The sequence below is a fragment of the Zoogloea sp. genome (assembly GCF_041908905.1).
Classification (GTDB): Bacteria; Pseudomonadota; Gammaproteobacteria; order Burkholderiales; family Rhodocyclaceae; genus Zoogloea.
Genome location: NZ_JAYREK010000006.1, coordinates 100,670 through 123,114, shown reverse-complemented (window position 1 = coordinate 123,114; position 22,445 = coordinate 100,670). Strand labels below are relative to the sequence as shown.

General features: G+C 70.0%; 4 protein-coding genes. All 4 read right to left on the bottom strand.

Annotated features, from left to right (window positions below; all coding sequences use genetic code 11):
• Positions 1-31: 31 nt before the first annotated feature.
• Positions 32-17,728 carry a VCBS domain-containing protein gene (locus ACE3OU_RS05995; RefSeq protein ID WP_374240632.1) on the bottom strand — a complete coding sequence of 5,899 codons (17,697 nt, stop codon included), beginning with the start codon at positions 17,726-17,728 and terminating at the stop codon, positions 32-34.
• A 171-nt stretch (positions 17,729-17,899) separates the two neighbouring features.
• The gene (locus tag ACE3OU_RS05990; protein WP_374240631.1) at positions 17,900-19,261 is read right to left on the bottom strand and encodes a TolC family outer membrane protein; all 1,362 of its coding nucleotides are present in this window, start codon (positions 19,259-19,261) and stop codon (positions 17,900-17,902) included.
• A gap of 2 nt (positions 19,262-19,263) precedes the next feature.
• A complete protein-coding gene (locus tag ACE3OU_RS05985; protein WP_374240630.1) occupies positions 19,264-20,655 on the bottom strand; it encodes an HlyD family type I secretion periplasmic adaptor subunit in 1,392 nt (463 codons plus the stop codon).
• A 31-nt stretch (positions 20,656-20,686) separates the two neighbouring features.
• Positions 20,687-22,441: a type I secretion system permease/ATPase gene (locus ACE3OU_RS05980; protein ID WP_374240629.1), complete on the bottom strand. Its 1,755-nt coding sequence runs from the start codon at positions 22,439-22,441 to the stop codon at positions 20,687-20,689.
• Between the last annotated feature and the right edge of the window lie 4 nt (positions 22,442-22,445).

The window sequence follows — 22,445 nt, the reverse complement described above, 5'->3', positions numbered from 1 at the left end:
TTGATTCCAGAGTTCGATTGGCGAGCGGCGCTTAGTCCCAGATCGGGGCGTTCTCGTGGTTGGCCGGCGCATCCGGGGTGTAGGCGATGAGGCTGAGGGGCACGTAGCCGACCGCGCCATCCACCGCGACACTGCCGTCGGCACCACCGTCCTTGTCGAGCAGGCTGCCGTCCTGGATCTGGAAGTCGAGGCGGAGCTTGTCGCCCTCGACCACCATCCGGCCGCCGTAGGCTTCGCTGGCCAGGTTCACCAGCGTGCCTTGGGGGGTGGTCACCCAGTAGCCATTGACGCCCAGGTTGTTATCGACATACAGACTGAAAACTTCAAGGCCCGAGACGGTGCCGGTGCTCGCCGAGAAGGTCACGCTGCCCAGCGGTGCTTCGCTGTTGACCGGCATGTAACCGGCGGTGGCGGTCTGGCTGAGGCTGGTCACCGTGTTGGTGGCGCCATCGGCCACCTTGCCCGCATCGGAGCCCGCCACCAGGGTGACGTAGGACGAGGTGGTCGTGCCGCCGGTGGTGACGGTGACCGCCGACGAGGCCACGGCGCTCTGGATGGCGTCGGGGATGCCGTCGCCGTTGCCGTCGCCCGCGGTGCCGCCGCCGAGGGTCGGGGCACTGCCCTCGCCCGCCGTGCTGACGGCGTTGACCTTGGCGGTGGCGCTGCTGGTGACCTGCTCCGCCGTGCCCTGCCCGTCGGTCCAGCTGGCCTGCACCGAGATGACCTTGCCGACCTGGCCCGGGGTGAGCACGAAGCTGCTGCCGGTGGCGCCGCTGATCGCCACGCCGTCGGCCAGCCACTGGTAGGCCAGCACGCCCAGGCCGTCGGCGTCGGCGAGGGTGCTCACCGCGCTGAGGGTCTGGCCCTCTTCGGCGCTGCCGCTCACCGTGAGGCTGCCGGTCGGCGCGTCGTTGACGTTGGCCACCGGGCTGGTGGCCACGCTGCTGACGCTCTCGGCGGTGCCGTGGCCATCGGTCCAGCTGGCCACCACGTGGATGCTGCGGCCCACGTCGTCGGCGCCGAGGGTGTAGCTGCTGCCGGTGCCAAGCTGGGTGCTGCCGCTCATCCACTTGTAGGTGACGGAGCCGAGGCCATCCGCGTCCGCCAGGGTGCTGACGACGCTGAGGGTGGCGTTCTGGATCGGCGTGCCGGAGATGCCGAGGCTGCCGGTGGGCGCGTCATTGACGTTGCGCACCGCCGCCGTGCGGCTGCTGGTGACGCTCTCGGCCTGGCCGAAGCCGTCGGTGTAGCTGGCGACCACCGAGATGGCCTTGCCGACCTGCGCCTCGCCGAGCACTAGGGTTGAGCCGGTGGCGCCGCCGATCACCGAGCCCTCGGCCAGCCACTGGTAGCTGATGACGCCGAGGCCGTCCGGATCCACCAGGGTGCCGGCGCTCGCGGTGAGCGTCTGGCCCTGGCTCAGCGTGCCGGTGATGGCCGGCTCGCCGGTGGGGGTGTCGTTCACGTTGGCGATGGTCACCGCGCTGCTGCGGAACACCGTCGTCCCGCCCAGCGCGTCGGTGGTGGTGACAACCACCCGGCCGACACGGCCGACCACGTCCTGGTCGTTGCCGAGCTCGAAGGTCGCGCTGGTGGCACCCGGGATGTTCTGCCAGTTGCCCGCCACACGCTCCTGCCACTGGTAGGCGATGCCGGTGATGGCGCCATCCACGTCGGTCGCCGACAGGCTAGCGGTGAGGGTGCCGCCCTGCTGCGCGGCGCCGCTGACCGTGAGGGTCCCGGTGGCAGCCTCGTCCACATTGCCGACATTGACCGTCACGGCACGCTCGGTGACGTGATTACCGTCGCTGCCCAGCACAGTGAAGGTGTAGACCGCCTTGGTCTCGAAGTCGGCCGAGGCCTTCAGCGTGACATCGCCGGTGGCCGCGTCGATGTTGAGCAGCGCCTTGTCGCCGCCGTCCTTGAGCGCGTAGCTCACGGTGTTGAAGGCCGCGGTGGCGTCCGCGTCGGTGGCGCTGGCCGCGTAGATCACGGTGCTGGTCGGGGCGTTCTCCGCCACGCTGCCGCTGGCGCCGCTGGTGAAGACCGGCGCGTTGTCGTTCAGGTCGGTGACAGCGACCGTAAAGGACTGATTTGCGGTCGAGCCATCGGCCGAGGTGGCCTTGACGTAGATCGTGCGGGTTGCACCCAGCTCGCGGTCGATGCTGCCGGCCACAGTCACAACGCCGGTCACGGCGTCGATCTCGAACTCGGTGCCGCTGTAGGCGGCGCCGTCGGCATCGACCAGCGCGTAGCTCACGGTGTTGGTGGTGGCGTCCGCATCGACGGCGCGGGCGGTGATGCCGACGCGGGTGTCGATCGCGGCGTTTTCGGTCACCACGTTGGCGGCGACGTTGATGTCGGTCGGGGCGGCAACGGCGAACTCATTCACGTCGCTGATGAAGATCTGCAGCGTGCCGATCTTCGAGGAGCCATCCGCCGACAGAGCCTTCACGTAGATCGTGCGGGTCTCCCCACCCACTTCACGGTTGATCGGGCCTGCCACAGAAATCTGGCCGCTTGCCGCATCGATCTTGAACTCGTTGGCGGTGTAAGGCGCACCGGCCAGGCTGCCGACCAGGCTGTAGGTGATGGTGTTGTTGCTGGCATCGGCGTCGGAGGCACTGGCCGTGATGCCGATGAAGGTATCGACCGCCGTGTTCTCCGGCACGGTGTTGGGCGCAATCCCCACGTCCATCGATTCCACGTCGAACACCGGGGTGGTGACCTGGAACTCGTTCACGTCGTTGATGTTGACCACAAAGGTCTGGAAGGTGGAGAGGCCCAGCGCATCGGTGCTCCGCACCACCACGCTGTATGCCGACAGGAACTCGGCATTGAGGGGTACGCCCGCCTTCAGCTGCAGCGTGGGTTCGCCACCCACCGACGCGATCTGGAAGTAGAACTGCTGGGTTCCACCGATGATGTCGTAGGTGAAGCTGTCGCCGGCATCCACATCGTCGGTGGAGAGCGTGCCGACATCCACGACGGACGCCGTGACGGCGTTGGCGCCAGTGATCTCGGTGAGCGCCGTGTTGCTCAGGTGGATCTGGGTCGGCGCGTCGTTGGCCCCCTCGACGGTGATCGTCAGGGTGGAAGCAACCTGGGCAATGCCGTCGGTGACGCGATACTCGAACACGTCCTGCAGCGTGTCGGAGGTGGTCCGCAGCGCCTGAACGTCACCGTTCGACTCGTTGATCAGGTAGCGGTAGCTGCCGTCGGCACCGATGCGCAGCTTGCCGTAGGCCCCCTCCACCTCGATGTAGCCGACGCTGCTGGTGGAGTCCGGCGCCACCGCGGTGGCGCTGCCCACGCCGGTCAGCGCGGTGATCTCGACCACGTTGAGGGTGTCGATGAGATCCTCATCCGTATCGTTGGCGAGCACATTGCCCACGCCGTCAAAACCGGCCAGCGCGTTGGCCGCCCCACCACGCTCACGGGCAGTGGCGTCGTCGGTGGTCAGCACAGGCACGTCGTTGGTGCCGGTGATCGTGACCGTGACGGTCTGATCCACCGTGCCGCCCTCGCCGTCGTCCAGCGTGACCGTGAACACTTCGGTCGCGGTCTCGCCGGCCGCCAGGTACTGGGTGGCGCTGTTGGCCACGCTGTAGGTCCAGCCGATGCTGCCGCCTTCGGTGGCCGCGTCTTCCGTCACCGCGCCCAGGCTCAGCGTGCCGCCCAGCGTGTTGGCGGCGTCCGCCGCCACCGTGGCGGTGTGCACGTCGATCAGGTCGATGTCGGCAAACGCGATCACCCCGGTGGTGCCCAGCGTCCCGGTGAGCGCATCCACCGCGCTGTCTTCCGTCACCCCGCCCGTGCTGTCGGTGCCCAGCGCGATGACCGTCGGCGCGTCGTTGGTGCCGGTGATCGTGACCGTGACGGTCTGATCCACCGTGCCGCCCTGGCCGTCGTCCAGCGTGACCGTGAACACTTCGGTCGCGGTCTCGCCGGCCGCCAGGTACTGGGTGGCGCTGTTGGCCACGCGGTAGGTCCAGCCGATGCTGCCGCCTTCGATGGCCGCGTCTTCCGTCACCGCGCCCAGGCTCAGCGTGCCGCCCAGCGTGTTGGCGGCGTCCGCCGCCACCGTGCCGGTGTGCACGTCGATCAGGTCGATGTCGGCAAACGCGATCGCCCCGGTGGTGCCCAGCGTCCCGGTGAGCGCATCCACCGCGCTGTCTTCCGTCACACCGCCCGTGCTGTCGGTGCCCAGCGCGATGACCGTCGGCACGTCGTTGGTGCCGGTGATCGTGACCGTCTCGGTCTGGGCGACAGTGGCGCCCTGGACGTCCTTGACCTGATAGCTGACCACGACGGTGGTGGTCTCGCCCTTGGCCAGAGAGTCGAAGGCCGGGTTGGACGGATCGATGCTCAGGGTGCTCCCGGCCAGGCTGAAGCCGGCCGGGGCCGTGCTGGTGGCCCCGCCGCCATCCACTGCGTACGTCACGTTGACGATCGTCAGCGTCGCAGTCTCGCCGGCGTCCGCGTCAGCCGCACCCGCCAGCAGATCGCGGGTGAAGAGCGCACCGGCTTCATTCGCGTCGTCGCTGAGCGCGCCCACCACTGTCGGGGCGTCGTTGGCACCCGTGAGATTGATGGTGTAGGTCTTGGTGACGGCCGCCGCGACACCGTCCCATACCGTGACGGTGAAGCTCTCGGTTTGCGCCTCACCCGCGGTGAGGGCATTCACCTTGGTGCTGTCGGGCACGTACAGGTAGTCGCCGCTGGCGGAGTCGACGTAGAGGGTGCCGTAGCTGCCGGCCTTGCTGACGTTGTAGGTGACCATCCCCTCGGTGTAGCTGCCGCCGGTGGTGCCACCGCTGATGCCATAGGTGAGGGTCTGCAGGTCTTCGTCGGCACCGACCAGGGTGCCGCTGAGGCCGGCGTCGGTCCAGGCGCTGCTGTCGGCCTGATTGACTTCGGACACGCTGCCGGCGGTGATGTCCTGCAGCGTCGGCGGCACATTGACGCCCTGCACGCCGATGTACGACGTGGCGGAGACACCCTTCGCGCCGTCGGTATCGAACGGCACCACGGTGACTTCGCGCAGCACGCCTTCGGTCGGCGCGTTGCTGCTGTTGGCGTACTCGACGCCGCGCACGCCGATCTGGAACTGCGAGACGTCGCGACCGGCCGGATCAGTGCTTTCGAACAGCACGCTGTGCTTGTCCGCCGCGATGGTGGTGGTGATGCCGAGGCCCGCCAGGATGGAGATGACGTTGGCGCTGACCGACAGGGTTTCGGCGCTGCCGTCCTGGGCGTTGGTGAGGTCGACCTCGACGCGGCTGATGAGGCCGTTCTGGTCGAACAGGGTGGCCTTGTTGGAGGCGATGTAGGTGATCGTCGGCTGCTTCTCGACGAAGCTGGCCAGGTAGTCGCGCTGGACGTTGGCGTCCAGCGGCAGGCCGGCCTGGCTGCCCGGGCCGTTGAGGTCGACCACCGGGTTCCAGTTGACGCTGACGGTCAGCGTGGCGCTGGTGGACAGCGGCGCCGCGTTGTTGCCGGGCAGCGTGGTGCCGACGTCGGTGACGGTGACGTCGATGGCGCGGTTGCCGGCGAAGGCGTTCTGATTGGTGTTGAGGTAGCGCAGCGTGGCCAGCGCGGCCTCGTAGGCGGCCACCGAGCCGGCGCCGCTGATGGTGAGCGGGCTGTCGGCGGTGCCGTTGCCTGCGATGGTCAGGGTGTAGCCGTCGGCCGTGAAAGTGCCGCCGCCTTGGGTGGAGAACAGCGACTCGTAAACCACCTCGCCGAGGTTGTCGAGCGCGTCGTCGGGATTGAGCGTGAGGCTGATCCCGGCGATAAGGTCGCCGTCGTCCTTGTCGGCCAGCACGAGCTGGTTGAGATTGCCGGACTCGTCCTGGGCGAACAGCGCCACCGCGTCGCCACGGACGTTGAACATGACGGACGTGTCGACACCCGGGACGGCCCCGTTGAGGTCGAGAATCGGCGCGTCATTGGTGCCGGTGAGGGTCACGGTGACGTCCTGGCTGGCAAGGCCGCCGTGGCCGTCATCGACGGTGACGGTGAACACCGCGGTGACGCTGTCGCCCTGGCCGAGGAAGTCCACATCGGCTTCGGCGATGGCGTAGGTCCAGTCGATGCTGCCGTCGTGGTTGTTGGCGCCACCCGCGGCGAGCGAGAAGGCGTCGGTGAGCGCGGCGACCTGGCCGGCGCTCAGGGTGAGCGGGGTCGTGCCGTCGTGCTTGAGCGCGTCGAGGGACTTGAGGACGTGGCTGGCCGTCGGCAGGTCGGTGAGGTCGAGGTCGGCAAAGGTGATCGAGCCGGTGTCGGTCAGGGTGCCGGCACCGCCGATTTCGCCAAGTTCGCCGGCAACGTCGACCGCACTGACCACGGGCACGTCGTTGGTGCCGTTGAGGGTCACCGTGACGTCCTGGTCGACCACGCCGCCCTTCCCGTCATTGACCGTGACGGTGAACACCGCGGTGACCTGCTCGCCGGCGGCGAGGAAGTCCACCTCGGTCTCGGCGATGCTGTAGTCCCAGCCGATGGTGCCGTCGTGGGTGTTGGCGACATCCGGGGCGAGGGAGAAGGCGGCGCCGATGGCGGTCTGCTGCGCGCCACTGAGGACGAGCGGCGTGAGACCGTCGGCCTTGACCGCGCTGATCGACGCGACCGCGAAGGTGGCGGTGGGCAGGTCGGTGACGTCGACATCGGTGAAGCCGATCGTGCCGCTGTCGCTGAGCAGGCCGCTGCCGCCGGCTTCGCTGACCGCGCCGGTCACGTCGGTGGCGCTGAGGAGCGGAACGTCGTTGGTGCCGGTGACGGTGACGACGAAGTCCTGGCTGACCACGGCGCCGTCGCCGTCGTCGATGGCCACGGTGTAGGTGAGGGTCAGCACCTGCCCGTCGGCAAGGTAATCCAAGGCCGAGGCCGGCGCGCTGAAGCCGAGGCTCAACGAACCGGCGCTGCCGCCGGCGGCCTTGCTCACCGCCCCCGGGGTGACGAGGGCGATGAGCCCCGCGTCGTCGAGGGCGAGGCCAGCGGTCTGGCCGGTGGCGACCACGGCGGTGACGCTGGCGCTGTGGCCCACGTCGGCGAGGTCGGCGTCGGTGAAGCTGACCGGGATCGTGGCGGTGAGGGCCGCGGTGTCGGTCTGCTCGTTGAGGTCGGTCTGGGCGATGACGCCGATCACCGGTACATCGTTGGTGCCGGTGATGTTGATGGTGATCGACTTCGTGGTGCTGGTATTTGCAAGGTCGGTTACGCCGACCGTGTAGGTCAGGGTGAGCGTCTCGCCCTTGGCAAGATAATTGAAGGTCTCGTTGTAAGGCTGAGACGTCGTGTAGTTGGCCAGAACCGGCATCGGGCCGATATGCGAGCCCATCCACATGAACAGGGCATTGTTGTAGGCCGCGAGGTCGGGCACGAGCTGGGTCGTGGCCGAGTTGAAATTCCAGTTGAGGGTGCCGTTGTTGTGGGTCGCGTCGATGATCGCGCCGGCATCCACGTGCAGCATGGAGCGCAGCGTGGCGTTGTCGGCGGCGAGGCCGCTGGTGGCGCCGCTGGCGACGACCGACACCACGCTGGCCGTCACACTGTCCGTGAGGTCCACATCGACCACCGACAGGGTGCCGCTGGTGGCGACGGTGGCGTTGGTCTCGCTGATGTCGGCGGCGTCGCTGTCGGACACGCCGACGGTGATGACCGGGGTGTCGTTGGCGCCGGTGATCGTCACCGTCAGCGTGGCGCTGCTGGTGGCACCACCGCTGTCGCGCATGGTGTAGGTAAAGACCTCGGTCAGCGTGTCACTGCTGGTGCGCAGCGCCTGCACGGCGGTGTTGTCGTCGTGCACCTGATACTCGTAGCTGCCGTCGGGGTTCAGGACGAGACTGCCGTACTGCCCCGCGAGGGCGCTGCCCACGACGCCCGCGCTGGCACCGAAGCTGACCGCGGTGACGGTCTGCGTTTCGGCCTGGGTCGGGTCGGACGACTGGTAGAGGTCCGGGTCGGTGTCGTTGTCGAAGACGTTGCCGACCGGGCTCGAGCCCGGCGTGCCGTTGAGCAGGCCGCCGGCCTCGCCGACGGTGTGGATGTCGGCCACGGCGGTCGGGGCGTCATTGACCGGCACGATGTTGATGGTGGTGGTCGCTCCGACACCGACGTGGTTCTGCATGTCGATGGTGGTGACATCCACGTAGCGGACGAGGGCCTGGGCCGGCGAGTCGGAGGTGCTGCTGTACTTGACCGCGCGCAGGCCGAGCTGGAACACCGAACCATCGGCGTTGCCCGTGAAGGTGACGGTGTGGTTGTCACCGCTCACCACCGTGGTGATGCCCTTGCTCTGCAGCAGGGTCACCATCGAGGCGCTGATGGACAGCCTGTCGGCCGCGCCGACCGGAGCGTTCACATCGCCGCTGCGCAGGCTGACCTTCACCTCCTTGATGTTGCCGTCGAGGTCGGTGATGCTGGCATCGGGTGCGGCGATGGCAAGCGGCGCGCCGTTCTCGGTGTAGGTGATGGCGTAGCTGCGGTCATCCACGTTGGCCGTGGCTTCGCCGTCGAGGTCGACCACCGGAGCCCAGATCACGGTGAGGGTGGTGCTGGCCACCGCGGTGAGGCTGTTGTCGGTGTCGCTGGAGCCGTCGGCGCTGGTGGTGATCGAGCCGTCCTGGATGGTGACGGTGATGGTGCGGGCACCGGCGGTGGCATTGGGGTTGGCGTCGTCGTAGAAGACGGTGCGCAGCGCCTCCTCGAACTGGGCCCACGCGCCGGTACCGATGAAGCTCAGCTTGGCGGAGCCGTTGCCGGCCACCACCAGGTAGGTGCTGGCGTCGCTGGCGTCGTAGTTGGCAAAGGTGAAGCGCACCTCACCATCGACGGTGACGATGGACGGACCGGTGGCGGTGAGGGTCTCGTTGCTGCCGAACAGGTTGTCGAGGGCACCGTTGGTGATGGCGACGGTGGCCATCGTGATGGTGTCGGACACCCCGGCGATCTGGTCCGGATCGAGGATGGTGACGTCGCTGTCCACCACCTGCACCGGAACGTGGCTGCGGGCGGTGTAGGCTGTGGTGTAGGCGGTGCCGGCGGCGCCGCTGGAACCATCGGCGTCGAGGTCGATGGTCGGGGCGTCGTTGACCGGGGTGATGTCCACCGCGACGGCGCCGAGGGTCACCACCGGCTTGCCGGCGGTGGTCACGTCCTGCAGCGTCACGCTGAGGGTGTCGCTGGTGTCGTCGTTGAGCTTGCCGGTGTAGTGGAGCGCGGTGGCGCTGCCGATGAAGGTGGCAAGGTCGGCCAGGGTGCCGGTGAGGGTCAGGGTGCCGCTGGCGCTGCCACCCACCGTGACGCCACCACCGCTGGTGGCGGTGAGGATGGCGCCGACGGTGCCCGCAGCGATGGTCAGGGTGTAGGTGTCGGTGCCGATGCCGTCCACGTCGGCGAGCGTCAGGGCGCTGAGGTCGACCGCGGTGGAGACATCCTCGGTCACGCTGGCGCTGGCCGGCAGGCCGGTGCCGGTGGGGGCGTCGTCGGCGCCATGCACCGTGATGGTGAGCGACTCGGTGCCGGTGAGGTCGGTGGAGTCCTTGAGGGTGTAGTTGAAGGCGTCGTAGGCGGTATCGCCGGCCCGCAGGGCCTGGACGGCGCTGCTGTTGTCGAACAGCGTGTAGGTGTAATCACCGGTGGCCAGGTCGACACGGAGCTGGCCGTAGGTGCCATCCAGCACCACGTAGTCGGGGTTGAGCGGATCAAGCTGGGCCGGGGCACCGAGGCCCGCGACGCTGCCGGTGCGCACGCTGTCGAAGGTGAAGGTGTCGCCCGCGTTGGCGTCGGTGGCGCCGGCCAGCAGGTTGCCGGACGCGCCGCTGCCGGAGTCCGCGTTGGCGATGCCACCGGCTTCGGTGACTTCGGCGGTCTGCACCGCCGGGACCGGCGGCACGGCGCCGAGCTGGACCGGGGTCGGGTCGGTGGCGCTGACGGTGGTGGCGAAGCCCTTGTCGTCGGTGTAGCTCACCTCGACGCTGATGGTCTTGCCGCCTTCGTTGTTGGTGAGCGTGTAGGCGTTGGAGGAGCCCGTCTGCACCGTCGTGCCATCAGCCTTCCAGGTGTAGGTGGGGCTGGCGCCGATGAGGCCATCGGAGTCGGTCAGGGTGGCGGCCAGGGTGTAGCCGGAGGCCGGGGTGCCGCTGATCGACACGGCGCCGGCGTGATCCTGCAGGGCCACCTGGATGGCCGGCGAGGAGACCGGCGTCTCGAGGATGTTGCCGCCGTCGGTGTAGTAGGCGGTGACGCGGACGTACTGGTCGGACTCGGTGAGCCCCAGGGTGAGCTGGTGGGTGGTCGCGCCGGAGATGGCGGTCCAGCCGCTCACGCCGTCGGCGGACATCTGCCACTGGTAGGTGATCGCCGAGTTGTAGCCGTCGATGTCGCTCACGGTGGCGGTGAGCACCGTGCCGGCCGCGTAGACGCCGCCCGTCGGCGCGGTGTCGGCCGAGACGCTGACCGAGCCGGGGTTGTTGGCGGTTTCCACGCCGTTGCCGGCGGCACCGGCGGTGAGGCTGATGCGGAAGGTGCTGGTGGCGCTGCCGCCGTTACCGTCCGCCGCGGTGAGCAGGATGTCGATGTACGGCGTGCCGCCCGGCGGGGTGCCGGCGAGCTTGAGCTGCGTGCCGTCCCAGCTCATCCAGGCCGGCAGCGGGTCGCCGCTGGTCTGGGTCGGGGTGACGTTGAGGAGGTCGCCGTCCACGTCGGTGAAGATGTCGCTGGGCAGGGTGATACCGGCCTGGACGGCGGCGAGGGTCTTGTCACCCACCGGGTTGGCGAGCACCGGCGCATCATTGACCGGCAGCAGGTTGTAGCTGAGGTCGGTGGCGAGGGTGTTCACGCCGTCGCTGACGCCGTAGCTGAGGATGATCTTGCCGTTGTAGTTGAGGGCCGGCGTGACGGTGTAGGTGCCGTTGCCATTGTCGGTGACGGTGCCGTGGTCGGCGGTCAGGCCAACCACCATGAGGGGCTGGCCTTCGGGGTCGGTGTAGCCCTGCAGCAGCTCGGTGAGGGTGACGACCTTGGCCACATCCTCATCCACGCTGGTGAGCACCGCCGGCGCGCTGGTGAGGGCCGGCGCATCGTTGGTGTCGGCCACGTCGATGGCGAGGGTATAGCTGGTGTAGCTGATCGGGTTCTTCTCGACCTTGAACTCGAGGTGGACGCTGCCGGCAAAGTCGGTGTCGGGCTGGAAGCTGAGCTTGCCGGCGACGATGTCGTTCACCGACACCCAGTAGCCCACTTCACCGGCGGGCAGCGGCGAGGTGCCGGACGGCAGGCCCGACGTGTTGGCCATATTGCCGGCCGTGATCGCCAGGCCGTCGAACCAGAGGGTGCCCTGGGTGGGCAGTGCGGTGATGATGACGTAGTGCTCGGCGCCGCCCTGCGGGTCGGAGTATTCGCCGAAGTCCCCCATCGACAGCACGATCGGGGTGTTCTTGAGCGTCGAGACGCTGTCGTTGGTGGCGCTGGGCGTGGAGGTGACGGTAAGCAGGAAGGTGGCCGGGACGCTGGCACCGGTGGCGCCGGCGCCGTCGTAGGCGGTGACCTTGACGCCGATGGCGCCCACCATGGAGTCATCCGGAGTGCCGCTGAACTCGCCGGTGAGCGGGTTGAAGATGAGCCACGCGGGCAGCGGCGAGCCGTCGGCGAGGGTCGCGGTGTAGTTGAGCGTGGCGCCGTCGGCCTCGCTGAAATGGCTGGCCACCGAGAACGACGTGATCGCGGTGCCCTGCAGCGCGACGACGTTGTCGAGGGGGATGGCGAGCCTGGGCGCGTCATCGGTGGGGTTCAGCACGAACTGCAGGGTGGCGGCGGTGCTGGCGCCCTGCCCGTCGAGCAGGTCGTAGCTGAGGGTGACGGTGCCGTTGTAGTCGGCCTCCGGCTTGATGGTGTAGGTGCCGTCGCCGTTGTCGACCACGCTGCCGTGGTTGGCCTTCAGGTTGACCACTGACAGGGTGCCGCCTTCCGCGTCGGTGTAGCCGGCCAGGAGATCGGCCAGGCTGACGGAATAGGCATTGTCCTCGGTGCCGGCCGTGAGGCTGGCCTGGGCGCCGGTGAGCGCCGGGCCGTCATTGACCGCCAGGACGTTGATGGTCAGGGTGTAGGCGGACGCGCTGAGGGTGGTGCCGTCGCTCACCTGGAACTCGAGGGTGGTGTAGGCGGCGCCGGAGGCGTTGGCGGACGGCACGAAGCGCAGCTTGCCGGCGCTGATGTCGGCGGCGGAGATGTCGTCGTTGCTGCCGACGGGCTGCCAGTCGGGCGCGAAGGCGGTGCCGAGGTTGTGCTCGAGGGTGCCGGCGAGCGGCGGCGTGGTGATCCGTACGCCGGCCAGGGCGTCGCCGTCCACGTCGGCGTAGGCGCCGAAGTCGGCGATGGTAAGGACGCGCACGGCGTCTTCGAGCTGGGTGAGGCTGTCGTTGCTGCTGGTGGGCGCGTCGTTCTGGGCGGTGCCGGTGAGGGTCAGGGTGCCGATCGTCGGGCCGGTGCCGGCGGAGCCGCGGACCAGCGTGGAGATGTGCACCGTGCCGTTCCAGTCGGTGGCCGGGGTGAAGCTGACGGCGGCGAGGGCGGCGTTAACGTCGTCCACGCTGCCCGACACCGTCCAGATGCCGGTGCTGGCGTTGTAGGTGGCGGTGGCGGCGCCGAAGGTGCCGGTGGTCAGCACGCCGGCCTGCGGCGTGTCGAGGGTGAGCACCGCTGTGACGGTGTCGCCGGCGAGGGAGTCCGACACCACGATGTCCGCCAGGGCAACGCTGGCGTCGCCTTCGGTGAAGCCGACGGTGCCGGTCAGATTGGTTGCGTCGACCACCGTCACGTCGACGGCCGCGCTACCGCCACCGGAGGTCAGGGTGATGCTGCCGGCGGCGGGGCCGGTGCCCGAAGCGTCGCGGATCAGGGTGCTGATCCCGACGTCGGCGCTCCAGTTGGCGACCGGCTGGAAGCGTACGTCGGCGAGGGCGGCGTTCACGTCGGCCACGCTGCCGTTCACGCTCCACTGGCCGGTGCTGGCGTTGTAGGTGGAGGTGGCGTCACCGAAGGTGCCGGTGGTCAGGGCACCGGCGGCCGGGGTGGCGAGGGTGAGCACCGCGGTGACGGTGTCGCCATCGACGTCGGTGACGACCACGTTGCCGATACCCACCGAGGTGGCGCCGGCCAGGTAGTGGACGGTGTCGGTGAGGCCGGTGGCAGTGGGCGCGTCATTGACGGGGGCGACGCTGACCGTGAGGGTGTGGCTGGCACCGAAGCCGGCGGCGTTGCCGAGGGCAAAGCCAATGGTGGCGTAGGGCGCGCCGTTGCCGTCCTGCGCCGGCACGTAGGTGAGCTTGCCGTCGATGATGTCGGCGAGGGGCACGTCGTGCTGGCCGATCACGGCCACGCCGTCGTGCCACAGGGTGCCGGCACCCGGCAGCGAGTCGATGCGCACCAGCTGGGCCGAGTCGACCGCGCCGAAGTCGCTCGGGGTGAAGACGTAGGAGTGGTCTTCCTGGAGGCTGATCGGGGCGTCGGCGGCGGTGGTCGGCACGCCATCGACGGTCAGCACGAAGGTGATCGGCGTGGCCTGGCCGGTGCCGCCGGCGCCGTCGTGGGCGGTGACCTTGATGCCGATGGCCCCCACGTCGCCGCTGCCCGGCAGGCCGCTGAAGGTGCCGGTGAGCGGGTCGAAGCTGAGCCAGCCGGGCAGCGGCGAACCGTCGGCGAGGGTGGCGGTGTAGTTGAGGGTGCCGCCATCCACCTCGGAGAACAGGCCGGCCACCGTGAACGGGGTGAGCGCGACGTTCTCGGAGACGCTGTGGTTGGTCACCACGCCGGTAAGGGCCGGCGCGTCGTCCGTCGCGCTGAGCACGAGGCTCTGGCTGGCGGCCACGGCGCCGCCCTTGCTGTCGACAATGCTGTAGCTGAGCGACACCACCCCGTTGTAGTTGAGCTCGGGGGTGATGGTGTAGGTGCCGTCACCGTTGTCCTTGACGCTGCCGTGGTCCGCCTTGAGGTTGATCACGGAGAGATTGTCATACTCGGCATCGCTGAAGCCGGCGAGGAGAGCGAGGGCGGAAACGGTGTAGGGCTGGTCTTCGGTGCCGTCGACGAGGGCGGCCGAGGCGGTGCCGGCCGGGACGTCGTTCACCGGGGTGATGGTGAAGGTCTGCGCGGCCGCGGTGCTGGCGACCCCGTCGCTGACCAGATAGGCGAGCGTGAAGGTACCGTTGGCGTTGGCGGGCAGGAGGATCTTGTAGGAGCCGTCCGGGTTGAGGGCCGACACGGTGGCGCCGACGACCGGATCGCCGTTGCCGTCGAGCACCACGAGGCTGCCGGTGGTCATGGTGTCGCCGTCGGCGTCGGAGAGACCCTTGAGGAGGTCGGCCTGGGTCACGTAGTAGGCGTTGTCCTCGGTGCCCTGGGCGAGCACGGCGGTGGGCACCCCGGTGGGCGCGTCATTGACGTTCACCACGGCGCCGGTCTTGACGCTGGAGACGGACTCGACCACGCCGCCGGCGTCAGTGTAGCTGGCCACGACGGTGATGAACTTGCCGACTTCGGCCTGGGACAGCGTCAGGCTGTCGCCGTTGCCGATCACCACGCCGTTGGCGTACCAGGTGTAGGTGACGGCGCCGAGGCCGTCGCCATCGACCAGCGAGTTGGCGGCATTGAGCACGTCACCCTGGCGCAGGGTGGCGGTGCCGCGGACGGCGTCGGTGGTGTTGGTGATGGTGACGCCGCCGGTGGGCACGTCGTTCAGGTTGCCACCCAGCGACACGGTAAAGGTCTCGCTCACCGCCTGGCCGTGGTTGTCGGTGGCGGTGATGGTGATCGCGAAGTCGGTGTTCTCGACGCTCTTGGGCGGGTTGCCGCTGAAGGTGCGGGTGACGGGATCGAAGCTGAGCCAGCCGGGCAGCGGGTCGCCGTTGGAGAGGGTGGCGGCGTAGGTGAGGCCGGTGCCTTCGGCGTCGGTGATGGTGCTGACCGGGATCTGAAACACCCACTCGCCGGGGCCGGCAAAGGCCTGGTCGGACACGGCGGCCTGGAGGACCGGGGTGTCGTTGGCGCCGGTGATGCTCACCGCCAGCACCTTGGTGGCGCTGGCGCCGGAGGGGTCGGCCACGCGCAGGGTGAAGCTGTCGACGCCGGTCTCACCCACGTCGAGGGCGTTGATGGCCACCGTCTTGTTGGGCAGGTAGGTCCACGCGCCGGTGAGGGGGTTGAGCGACAGCTTGCCGTAGGTGCCCTGCAGCACCGACAGGCCGCCCACCACGCTGCCGCCCTGGATGGCGAAGGTCAGCGCGTCGTTTTCCACGTCGGTGGCGGCCACGGAGCCGCTCAGGGCGGCGCCGGCGGCGGTCGTGAGATCGGCAACGGAGTCGGGGAGCGCGCTTTCGGCAAAGCCCACGGCCACGTCGGTCGCCGGGCTGAAGGTGGGCGCGTCATTGACCGCCGAGATGGTGATGGAGAGGCTCACGCCGGCCACCGAGACGCCTTCGGCGCCGGTGTCGGCCAGCACCTCGCCGGCGCTGGTGGAGAACCCGCCGGCGTACTGGTCGTCGGCGGCGTAAACGGTGAGCACGCCCGGAGTGCCGTTGTAGTTGAGGGCCGGGACGAACTTGATCTGGGTGTCTGCGTCGAGCGCAAGCGCGTGGGTGGTGGACAGGCCCGAGGTGGGGATCGCCGTCCAGGCGCCGCCGACGGCCTTGTACAGCCAGGTGCCCTGGCCCGCCGTGGCGGCGTTGGCGGTGACGAGCACACCGCCGAGGCTGGCCCCGCTGTCGACATCGCCGAAGCGGCCGCCGAACAGGGTGGCGACGGTGGGGCCGGTGGTGGGGCTGGCATCTTCGGCCAGGGTCAGCAGCTTGGCCGACGACGAGAAGGTCGGACGGTCATTCACGCCGGTGACGGCGATGGTCACGGTCTGGCTGGCGCCGCCGGCGGTGGTCACCGAGAAGGTGTCGAACACGGTCTGGCCGGCGTTGAGGCTCTGAACGGCGGTGCTGGTGTTCTTGAGGGCGTAGGTCCAGTTGCCGCTGGCGTCGGCGATGAAGGTGCCGTAGATGCTCGCCATGGCGGTGGGCAGGATGGTCGCGTCGCCGGTGTCGCGGTCGGCGGCGGTGATCGTGCCACTGGCCGAGGCGATGCCGTCTTCCTGCACCGCACCACTGTTCACGCCGCCGAACACGGTGGTGTCGTTCGCCCCGTTGATCGCGAAGCTGACGGTGGTGGAGGCGGAGCCGCCCTTGCCGTCGGAGACGGTGATCGAGAAGCTGTCGGTGACGCTGCTCTTGAGCCCCTGGATGGCGGCGTTGTTGGGGGTGTAGGTGAATTCGCCGGTGCTGGCGTTGGTGATCGTGAAGGTGCCGTAGGCGGTGCTCCGGGTGGTGGAGGAGTTGCCGCCGATGACCGAGAAGGTGAGCGGATTGCCGTCGGCGTCGGTGGCGTTCAGCTTGCCGATCGCGGTCAGGAAGGTGTCGTTGCCGGCCGTGTCGGTGTAGGTGTTGCTGCCGGAGGAGTAGGTGGTGCCGGAGAAGACCGGCGCGGCGTTGGGGGCGACCGGCGGCGGCGGGAGCACTGCGGGGGCCGGCACCGGGCCGTAGGGCGTGCCGTTCTTGAGGGTGGTGCCGGCGGCCTGGTCGACGAACAGGTAGGGCGACAGGATGGTGTCGGCGAGGTTGAAGACCGCGAAGCCGATGCGGTAGGTGCCGGCCTCGCCGGCGACGATGGTCACGGTCTGCCAGCCGGTGCTGCCGTAGTTGCCGGTGACGTAGTTGCCGGTACCGGTGACCGTGGCGCCGAGGATCGACACCTGGCCGCCGACGAAGGCGGAGCCGGCGCCCGGACGGATCGACATCGAGGTGTCGGAGGCGTTGCTGCGGTTGACCACCGACACCCACGAGGCGTCGTTGTAGGGCGAATAGTCGGTGGCGACGTAGTTCCACGCCATGTCGAAGGTTTCGCCGGCCGCCAGCGTCACGTCGGTGTAGACGTAGCCGAAGTTGGTCGGATTGCTGAAGCGGCTGTTGAGGTAGGTCTGGGCGGCGGAGCCGACCTGAAGCGCGCCATAGACGCCGGAGAGCTCGCCGGAGGGGCCGGCGGGCTGGACCACGGCCATCTTGGAGCCGTAGGGATTCACCGTCCATTGGTTGGAGCCGGCGCTGTACACCGCGCCGGTGCCGATCACCGCGTCGCTGCTCACCCAGCCGGAGAAGTCGCTCTCGAAGCCGGCGTTGCTGGGGGCCAGGATGCCTTCGTAGGCCGGCGCTTCGAGCGCCGCGGTCTCAATGGAGCCGGTGGCCGCCTCCAGGACCCAGTCGCCGCCGAGCACGGCCGCGCCGGTCGCGTCGGTGGACGCCGCCACGTCCGCGCCGGAGGCGCCCGCCAGGGCGTCGATGAAGGCCGCCCCCGCGTCGCCCTCGGCGACGTTGCAGCCGTAGAGCAGGAAGTCGGCGGTGTCGGTCAGCGCGGCGCGGATGGTGTCCATCTGGGCCACGTGGCTGGCGAGGCTGGCGGTGTCGACGATGCCCGCGCCGAGGCTGAGGTAGCCGGGGCCGCCGTGGGAGACCACATGCACGGCGGAGACGCCGGAGCGCCCCGCCAGCGCATCGGCGATCTGCTCGAGGCCGTCACGGTCTGCGCTCAGCCAGACGATTTCGATATTGGAATCGATGCTGGCCAACAACGAATCGGCGTTGGTGACGCGGGAATCGATGAACAGGATCTGAGAGGCGGTGCTGGTGGTCATGTCGACGCTCCTGGGCAGTCAGTTCTGGCGCCGGCCGGTGGAATTCCGGCTCAGGCACCCTCATTCGGGCGGATGTCCGCATATCGGGTTGTGCCAACCTTAGCGCGAATAAATTCGCCAAAGCTGACAAAAACTCACAACTTAATTTTGCGTTTTATCGATTTTCTTAATTTAGCGTTGCAGCCAGTCGTTGAGGCGGGCCAGCCGGGCCTCGTCGAACACGCCGGCCAGCGCCTGCAGGCGGACCAGCGACAGCAGCGCGGTGTAGCGGGCCTGGGACAGGTCGCGGCGGGCCGTGGCGAGTTGCTGCTGGGCGTTGAGCACGTCCAGCGTGGTCCGCACGCCGGCCTGGAAGCTGCGCTGGCTGGAGCTGACCATCTGCTCGGCGGAGCGCACCGCCTGCTCCAGCGCGCGGGCCCGCAGCAGGCCCTCGCTGAGGCCGCGGTACTCGCGGTGCAGGCGCAGGCCGAGGTCGGCGCGCAGGGCGGCGAGGTTCTCGGCGGCCTTGGTGCGCTCGGCCACCGCCTGGCGCAGGGCCGACTGGACGCCGCCCCCCGAATAGATCGGCACGTTGAGCTGCATGCCGATGCTGGTGGTGTTGCTGGTGGCGTCGATCCGGCTGATGGTCTCGCTGTCGCTGCGGTTGTACTGGGCAACCGCGTCGAGGGTGGGCAGGTGGCGGGCGCGGGCCTTGGCCACCTCCTCCGTGGCCGCCTCGAGGCGGGCCTGCTGCGAGCGGAGCTCGGCGCTGTTCTGCTCGGCGAGCTGCAGCCAGTCGTCGAGCTCGCCCACCTGGGGCGGCTGGGCGGCGAGGCGGCCGAGGTCGAGGGGCGCCACGTCGGCAAAGCCCATGCCGACGAGCTGCGCCAGCTGGCGCCGGGCGAGCAGCGCCTGCTGGCGGGCTTCGAGGGCCTGGGCCACGTCCATGTCGAGGCGGGCCTGGGCTTCGTCGATGTCGGTGCGGGTGCCGGAGCCCGCCGCCAGCGCCTTGCGGGCGGCGTCGAGCTGGGTGCCGTGGGCGATGCGCTGGGATTCGACGAGGGCGATCTGGTCGTCGGCGAGGAGCAGCGCGAAGTAGGCCTCGGCGAGCCGCGCGGCGAGCTGCTGGCGGGTGTTGGCGAACTGCGACTCGGCATCCGCCCCCTGGGCCCGGGCCTGCCGCACGGCGGCCCACAGGGCCGGCTGGATCAGGGGCTGGCGCACGCTGAGGAGCGCCGTGCTGCTCATGTAGTTGCGGTCGGAGGTGATGCGCTGGCCGACGAGGTTGGGCGAGGTGCTGCTCAGCTCGTTGACCGAGCGGTTGTAGCTGAAGGCCACCTGGGGCAGCAGCTGGGCCTCGGCCTGGGGCAGCAGCTCGCGGCCCGACTCGACGCCGGCGGCGGCGGCGCGCACGGTCGGGTCGTTGGCGAGGGCCGCCTGCCAGGCGCTGGCGAGGTCGAGGCGGGCCGGGCCGGCGGCCGAGGCCAGGGTGGCGCAGCCCGCCAGGCAGGCCAGCAGGCCCCGGCGGATCGCGATGGAAGCAAGGCGGGCCATGGTCACTCCTCCTTCATCGAGGCGGCGAGCCGCTTGACCAGCGGGTGCACCAGGTAGGTGAGCAGCGAACGCTCGCCGGTGCGGAACACCACCTCCACCGGCATGCCGGGCTGCAGCTGTCGGCTGCCCAGGGTGCGCAGGCCGTCGGCGGTCACCGCCACGCGGGCCAGGTAGAAGGTCTGCTGCCCGCTGGGGTCGGCGAGCACGTCGCCGGACACCGACTGGACCTTGCCGTCCACCACCAGCTGGGGCGAGTGGGCAAAGCCGCTGAAGCGCACATCCACGTCCTGGCCGGTGCGCACCCGGTCGATGAGGTGCGGCGGGATGCGCGCCTCGAGGAGCAGCGCCTCGCCGGCCGGCACCACGTCGGCGACCTTCTGGGCCGGCTGGATCACCGCACCGACGGTCTGCACCGCCAGCCCGACGACCTGCCCGTCGGCCGGCGCGCGCACTTCGGTGCGGGCCAGCTCGTCGGCGGTGGCGCGCATCTTGTCGGCGTCGGCCTGCAGCTCGCGGTAGATCTCGGTCAGGGCGTCGCCCACCTCCTTGCGGTATTCGCTCTTGCGCTGCAGGGCGCGCTGGCCCAGCTCGCCAATCGCCCGCTGGCTGCGCAGCAGGTTGCCCTGCAGGTCGGCGATGGCGGCCTGGGTCTCGGCAACCATCCGCCCCAGCTCGAGCTGGCGATTGCGCGGCGCGTAGCCTTCGGCCACCAGGCCGCGGGTCTGCTCCAGCTCTTCCTTGAGCAGCGCCAGCTGGCTCTGGCGGTTGGCGAGCATGCCCTTGAACGACTCGATGGCCGCCAGCTGGGCCCGGCGGTTCTCGTCGATGCCGGCCAGCTCGGCCGCGAGCGCGGCGCGCCGCGAGGTGAGCAGGCTCTGCTGGGCCAGCCACTGGGTCTGGATCACCGGGTCGGACTGGGCCGCCGCGAGGTCGGGGTGGGCGACCATCTCCGGCTTGCCGTCGCGCTCGGCCACCAGCCGCGCCTCGGCGGCGCGCAGCCCCAGGTAACGCTGGCGCACGGCCTCGTGGTTGGCGCGGGCGGCGGCATCGTCGAGGGTCAGCAGCAGGTCGCCCTTGCGCACCATGGCGCCCTCCCCCACCTGCACGCCGCGCACGATGCCGCCAACCGGGTGCTGGACGGCCTTGCGCTTGGTGTCGACGACCACGCTGCCGGGGGCCGGCACGCCCTCGTCGAGGGGCGCGAAGGCCGCCCAGCCGAGGGCGGCGACGAGGCCGGCCAGGCTGAGGGCGAGGCCGATGCGGGTGGCGCGCCGGGCGCCGCTGTCGGCGTCGGGGGCGATCGGGCTGACCGAGGCGGGCTCGCGGCGGGCGGCGTCGGCCACGGTGTCGAATTCATCCCGCAGCAGCGGGTCGGGGCGATGGGAATTGGGCATGATGGACTCGTCGGAAAAGGGGCGGCGCGGCTCAGGGATGCGCCGTCAGCGGGTCGAAACCGGGGGGCTGGGGAGGGGCGGTGTCGGGGGCGGGCGCCCGGGAGCGCAGCGCTACGAGCACCTCGTCGCGGGGGCCGTCGAAGCGCACGCGGCCGGCCTGCATGGCCACCACCCGCCCGGCCACGCCGAGGACGCCGGGCCGGTGGCTGGCGACCAGCACGGTGCTGCCGATCTCACCGAGGTGATGGAGCAGACGCGACAGGGCCAGCTCGCCTGCCTCGTCGAGGTTGGCGTTGGGCTCGTCGAGCACCACCAGGGCGGGCTTGCCATACACGGCGCGGGCCAGCCCGATGCGCTGGCGCATCCCGGCGGAGAGCAGGTGGCCGGCCTCGCCCACCGGGGTGTCGTAGCCGCGGGGCAGCCGCAGGATGGCCTCGTGCAGGCCGCAGGCCTGGGCGGCGACGATCACCTTGTTGGGGTCGGGCTGGCCGAAGCGGGCGATGTTGTCGGCGACGCTGCCCTCGAAGAGCTCGATGTCCTGGGGCAGGTAGCCGAGCTGCGGGCCGAGCCGGGCGCGGTCGAAGTTCTCCAGCGGCTCGCCGTCGAGGAGCACCTCGCCCCGCACGTCGGGCCACACGCCCATGATCACCCGCGCCAGGGTCGACTTGCCGGAGCCCGACGGGCCGATCAGCGCCGTCACGGTGCCGGGCTCCAGCTTCAGGTCGATGTAGTCGAGCACCGGCGCCTCGCGGCCGGGGACCATCGCGCTCACCTGGCGGAGCGTCACGAAGCCGGCCGGCTCGGCGGGCACCGGGTGGGCCTCCCGCGGGGGGAAGCCCTCCAGCAGCCGCTCCAGGCGGCCGAACGCCTCGCGGGCGGCGATCGCCACCCGCCAGCTGCCCACCAGGGTGTCGATGGGGGCGAGGGCGCGGGTGGTCAGCACGTTGGCGGCGATCATCGCGCCGGCGGTGAGCTGGCCGTCGATGACCAGCAGCGCGCCCAGCCCGAGGATCAGCGACTGCTGGGCCTGGCGGGTGAACTTGCTCACCGCGCCGAGGCGCTGGCCCAGCTCCTGCTGGGCGCCGGCGCTGTCGCGGCGCTCCCGGCGCAGGCCCGCCCAGCGCTGGTGGAGCGCCGGCGCCATGCCCATCGCCTCGACGGCCTCGGCGTTGCGGCTGATGCCGCCCACCAGGGCCTGCTCGCGCTGGGCCGCGTCGGCCGCCTGCTGGGCCGGCGCCACGCTCTGGCGATGGCTCCAGGCCGCCAGCACCGTCTGCAGGATGCCGAACAGCAGCGCGGCGGCCCCCAGCGCCGGGTGCAGCAGGTAGAGCACCAGGATGTAGATCGGGGTCCAGGGCGCGTCGAAGAAGGCGAACACGGCCTGGCCGGTGAGAAACTGGCGCAGCGTGGTGAGGTCGCCGAGCGCCCGGGCGCCGTCGCCCGACAGCGGGTTGAGGCTGGCCTCGAAGGCCGCGCCGAACACCCGCAGGCCCAGGCGGGCCTCGATCGCCGCGCTGGCCTTCACCAGCAGCCGCGAGCGCAGCGCCTCGGCCCCCGCGATCACGGCGAACAGCAGCAGCGCGATCAGCGACACCGCCAGCAGGGTGAGCTCGTTGCGGCTCACCACCACCCGGTCGTAGACCTGCAGCATGTAGAGGGTCGGGGTCAACATCAGCAGATTGACCAGCAGGCTGACGAGACCGACCCGGACCAGGGCGTCGCGATGGGCGGCCAGCGCGCGCACCAGCTCGCTGCGGCCGGCAAGGAAGGGAGAAGACGGTTTCATGGCG

Excerpts from the sequence above, each read along its gene's own strand:
- ACE3OU_RS05985 (WP_374240630.1), bottom strand. The coding sequence starts at position 20,655 with ATGCCCAATTCCCATCGCCCCGACCCGCTGCTGCGGGATGAATTCGAC.
- ACE3OU_RS05980 (WP_374240629.1), bottom strand. The coding sequence starts at position 22,441 with ATGAAACCGTCTTCTCCCTTCCTTGCCGGCCGCAGCGAGCTGGTGCGC.
- ACE3OU_RS05995 (WP_374240632.1), bottom strand. The coding sequence starts at position 17,728 with ATGACCACCAGCACCGCCTCTCAGATCCTGTTCATCGATTCCCGCGTC.
- ACE3OU_RS05990 (WP_374240631.1), bottom strand. The coding sequence starts at position 19,261 with ATGGCCCGCCTTGCTTCCATCGCGATCCGCCGGGGCCTGCTGGCCTGC.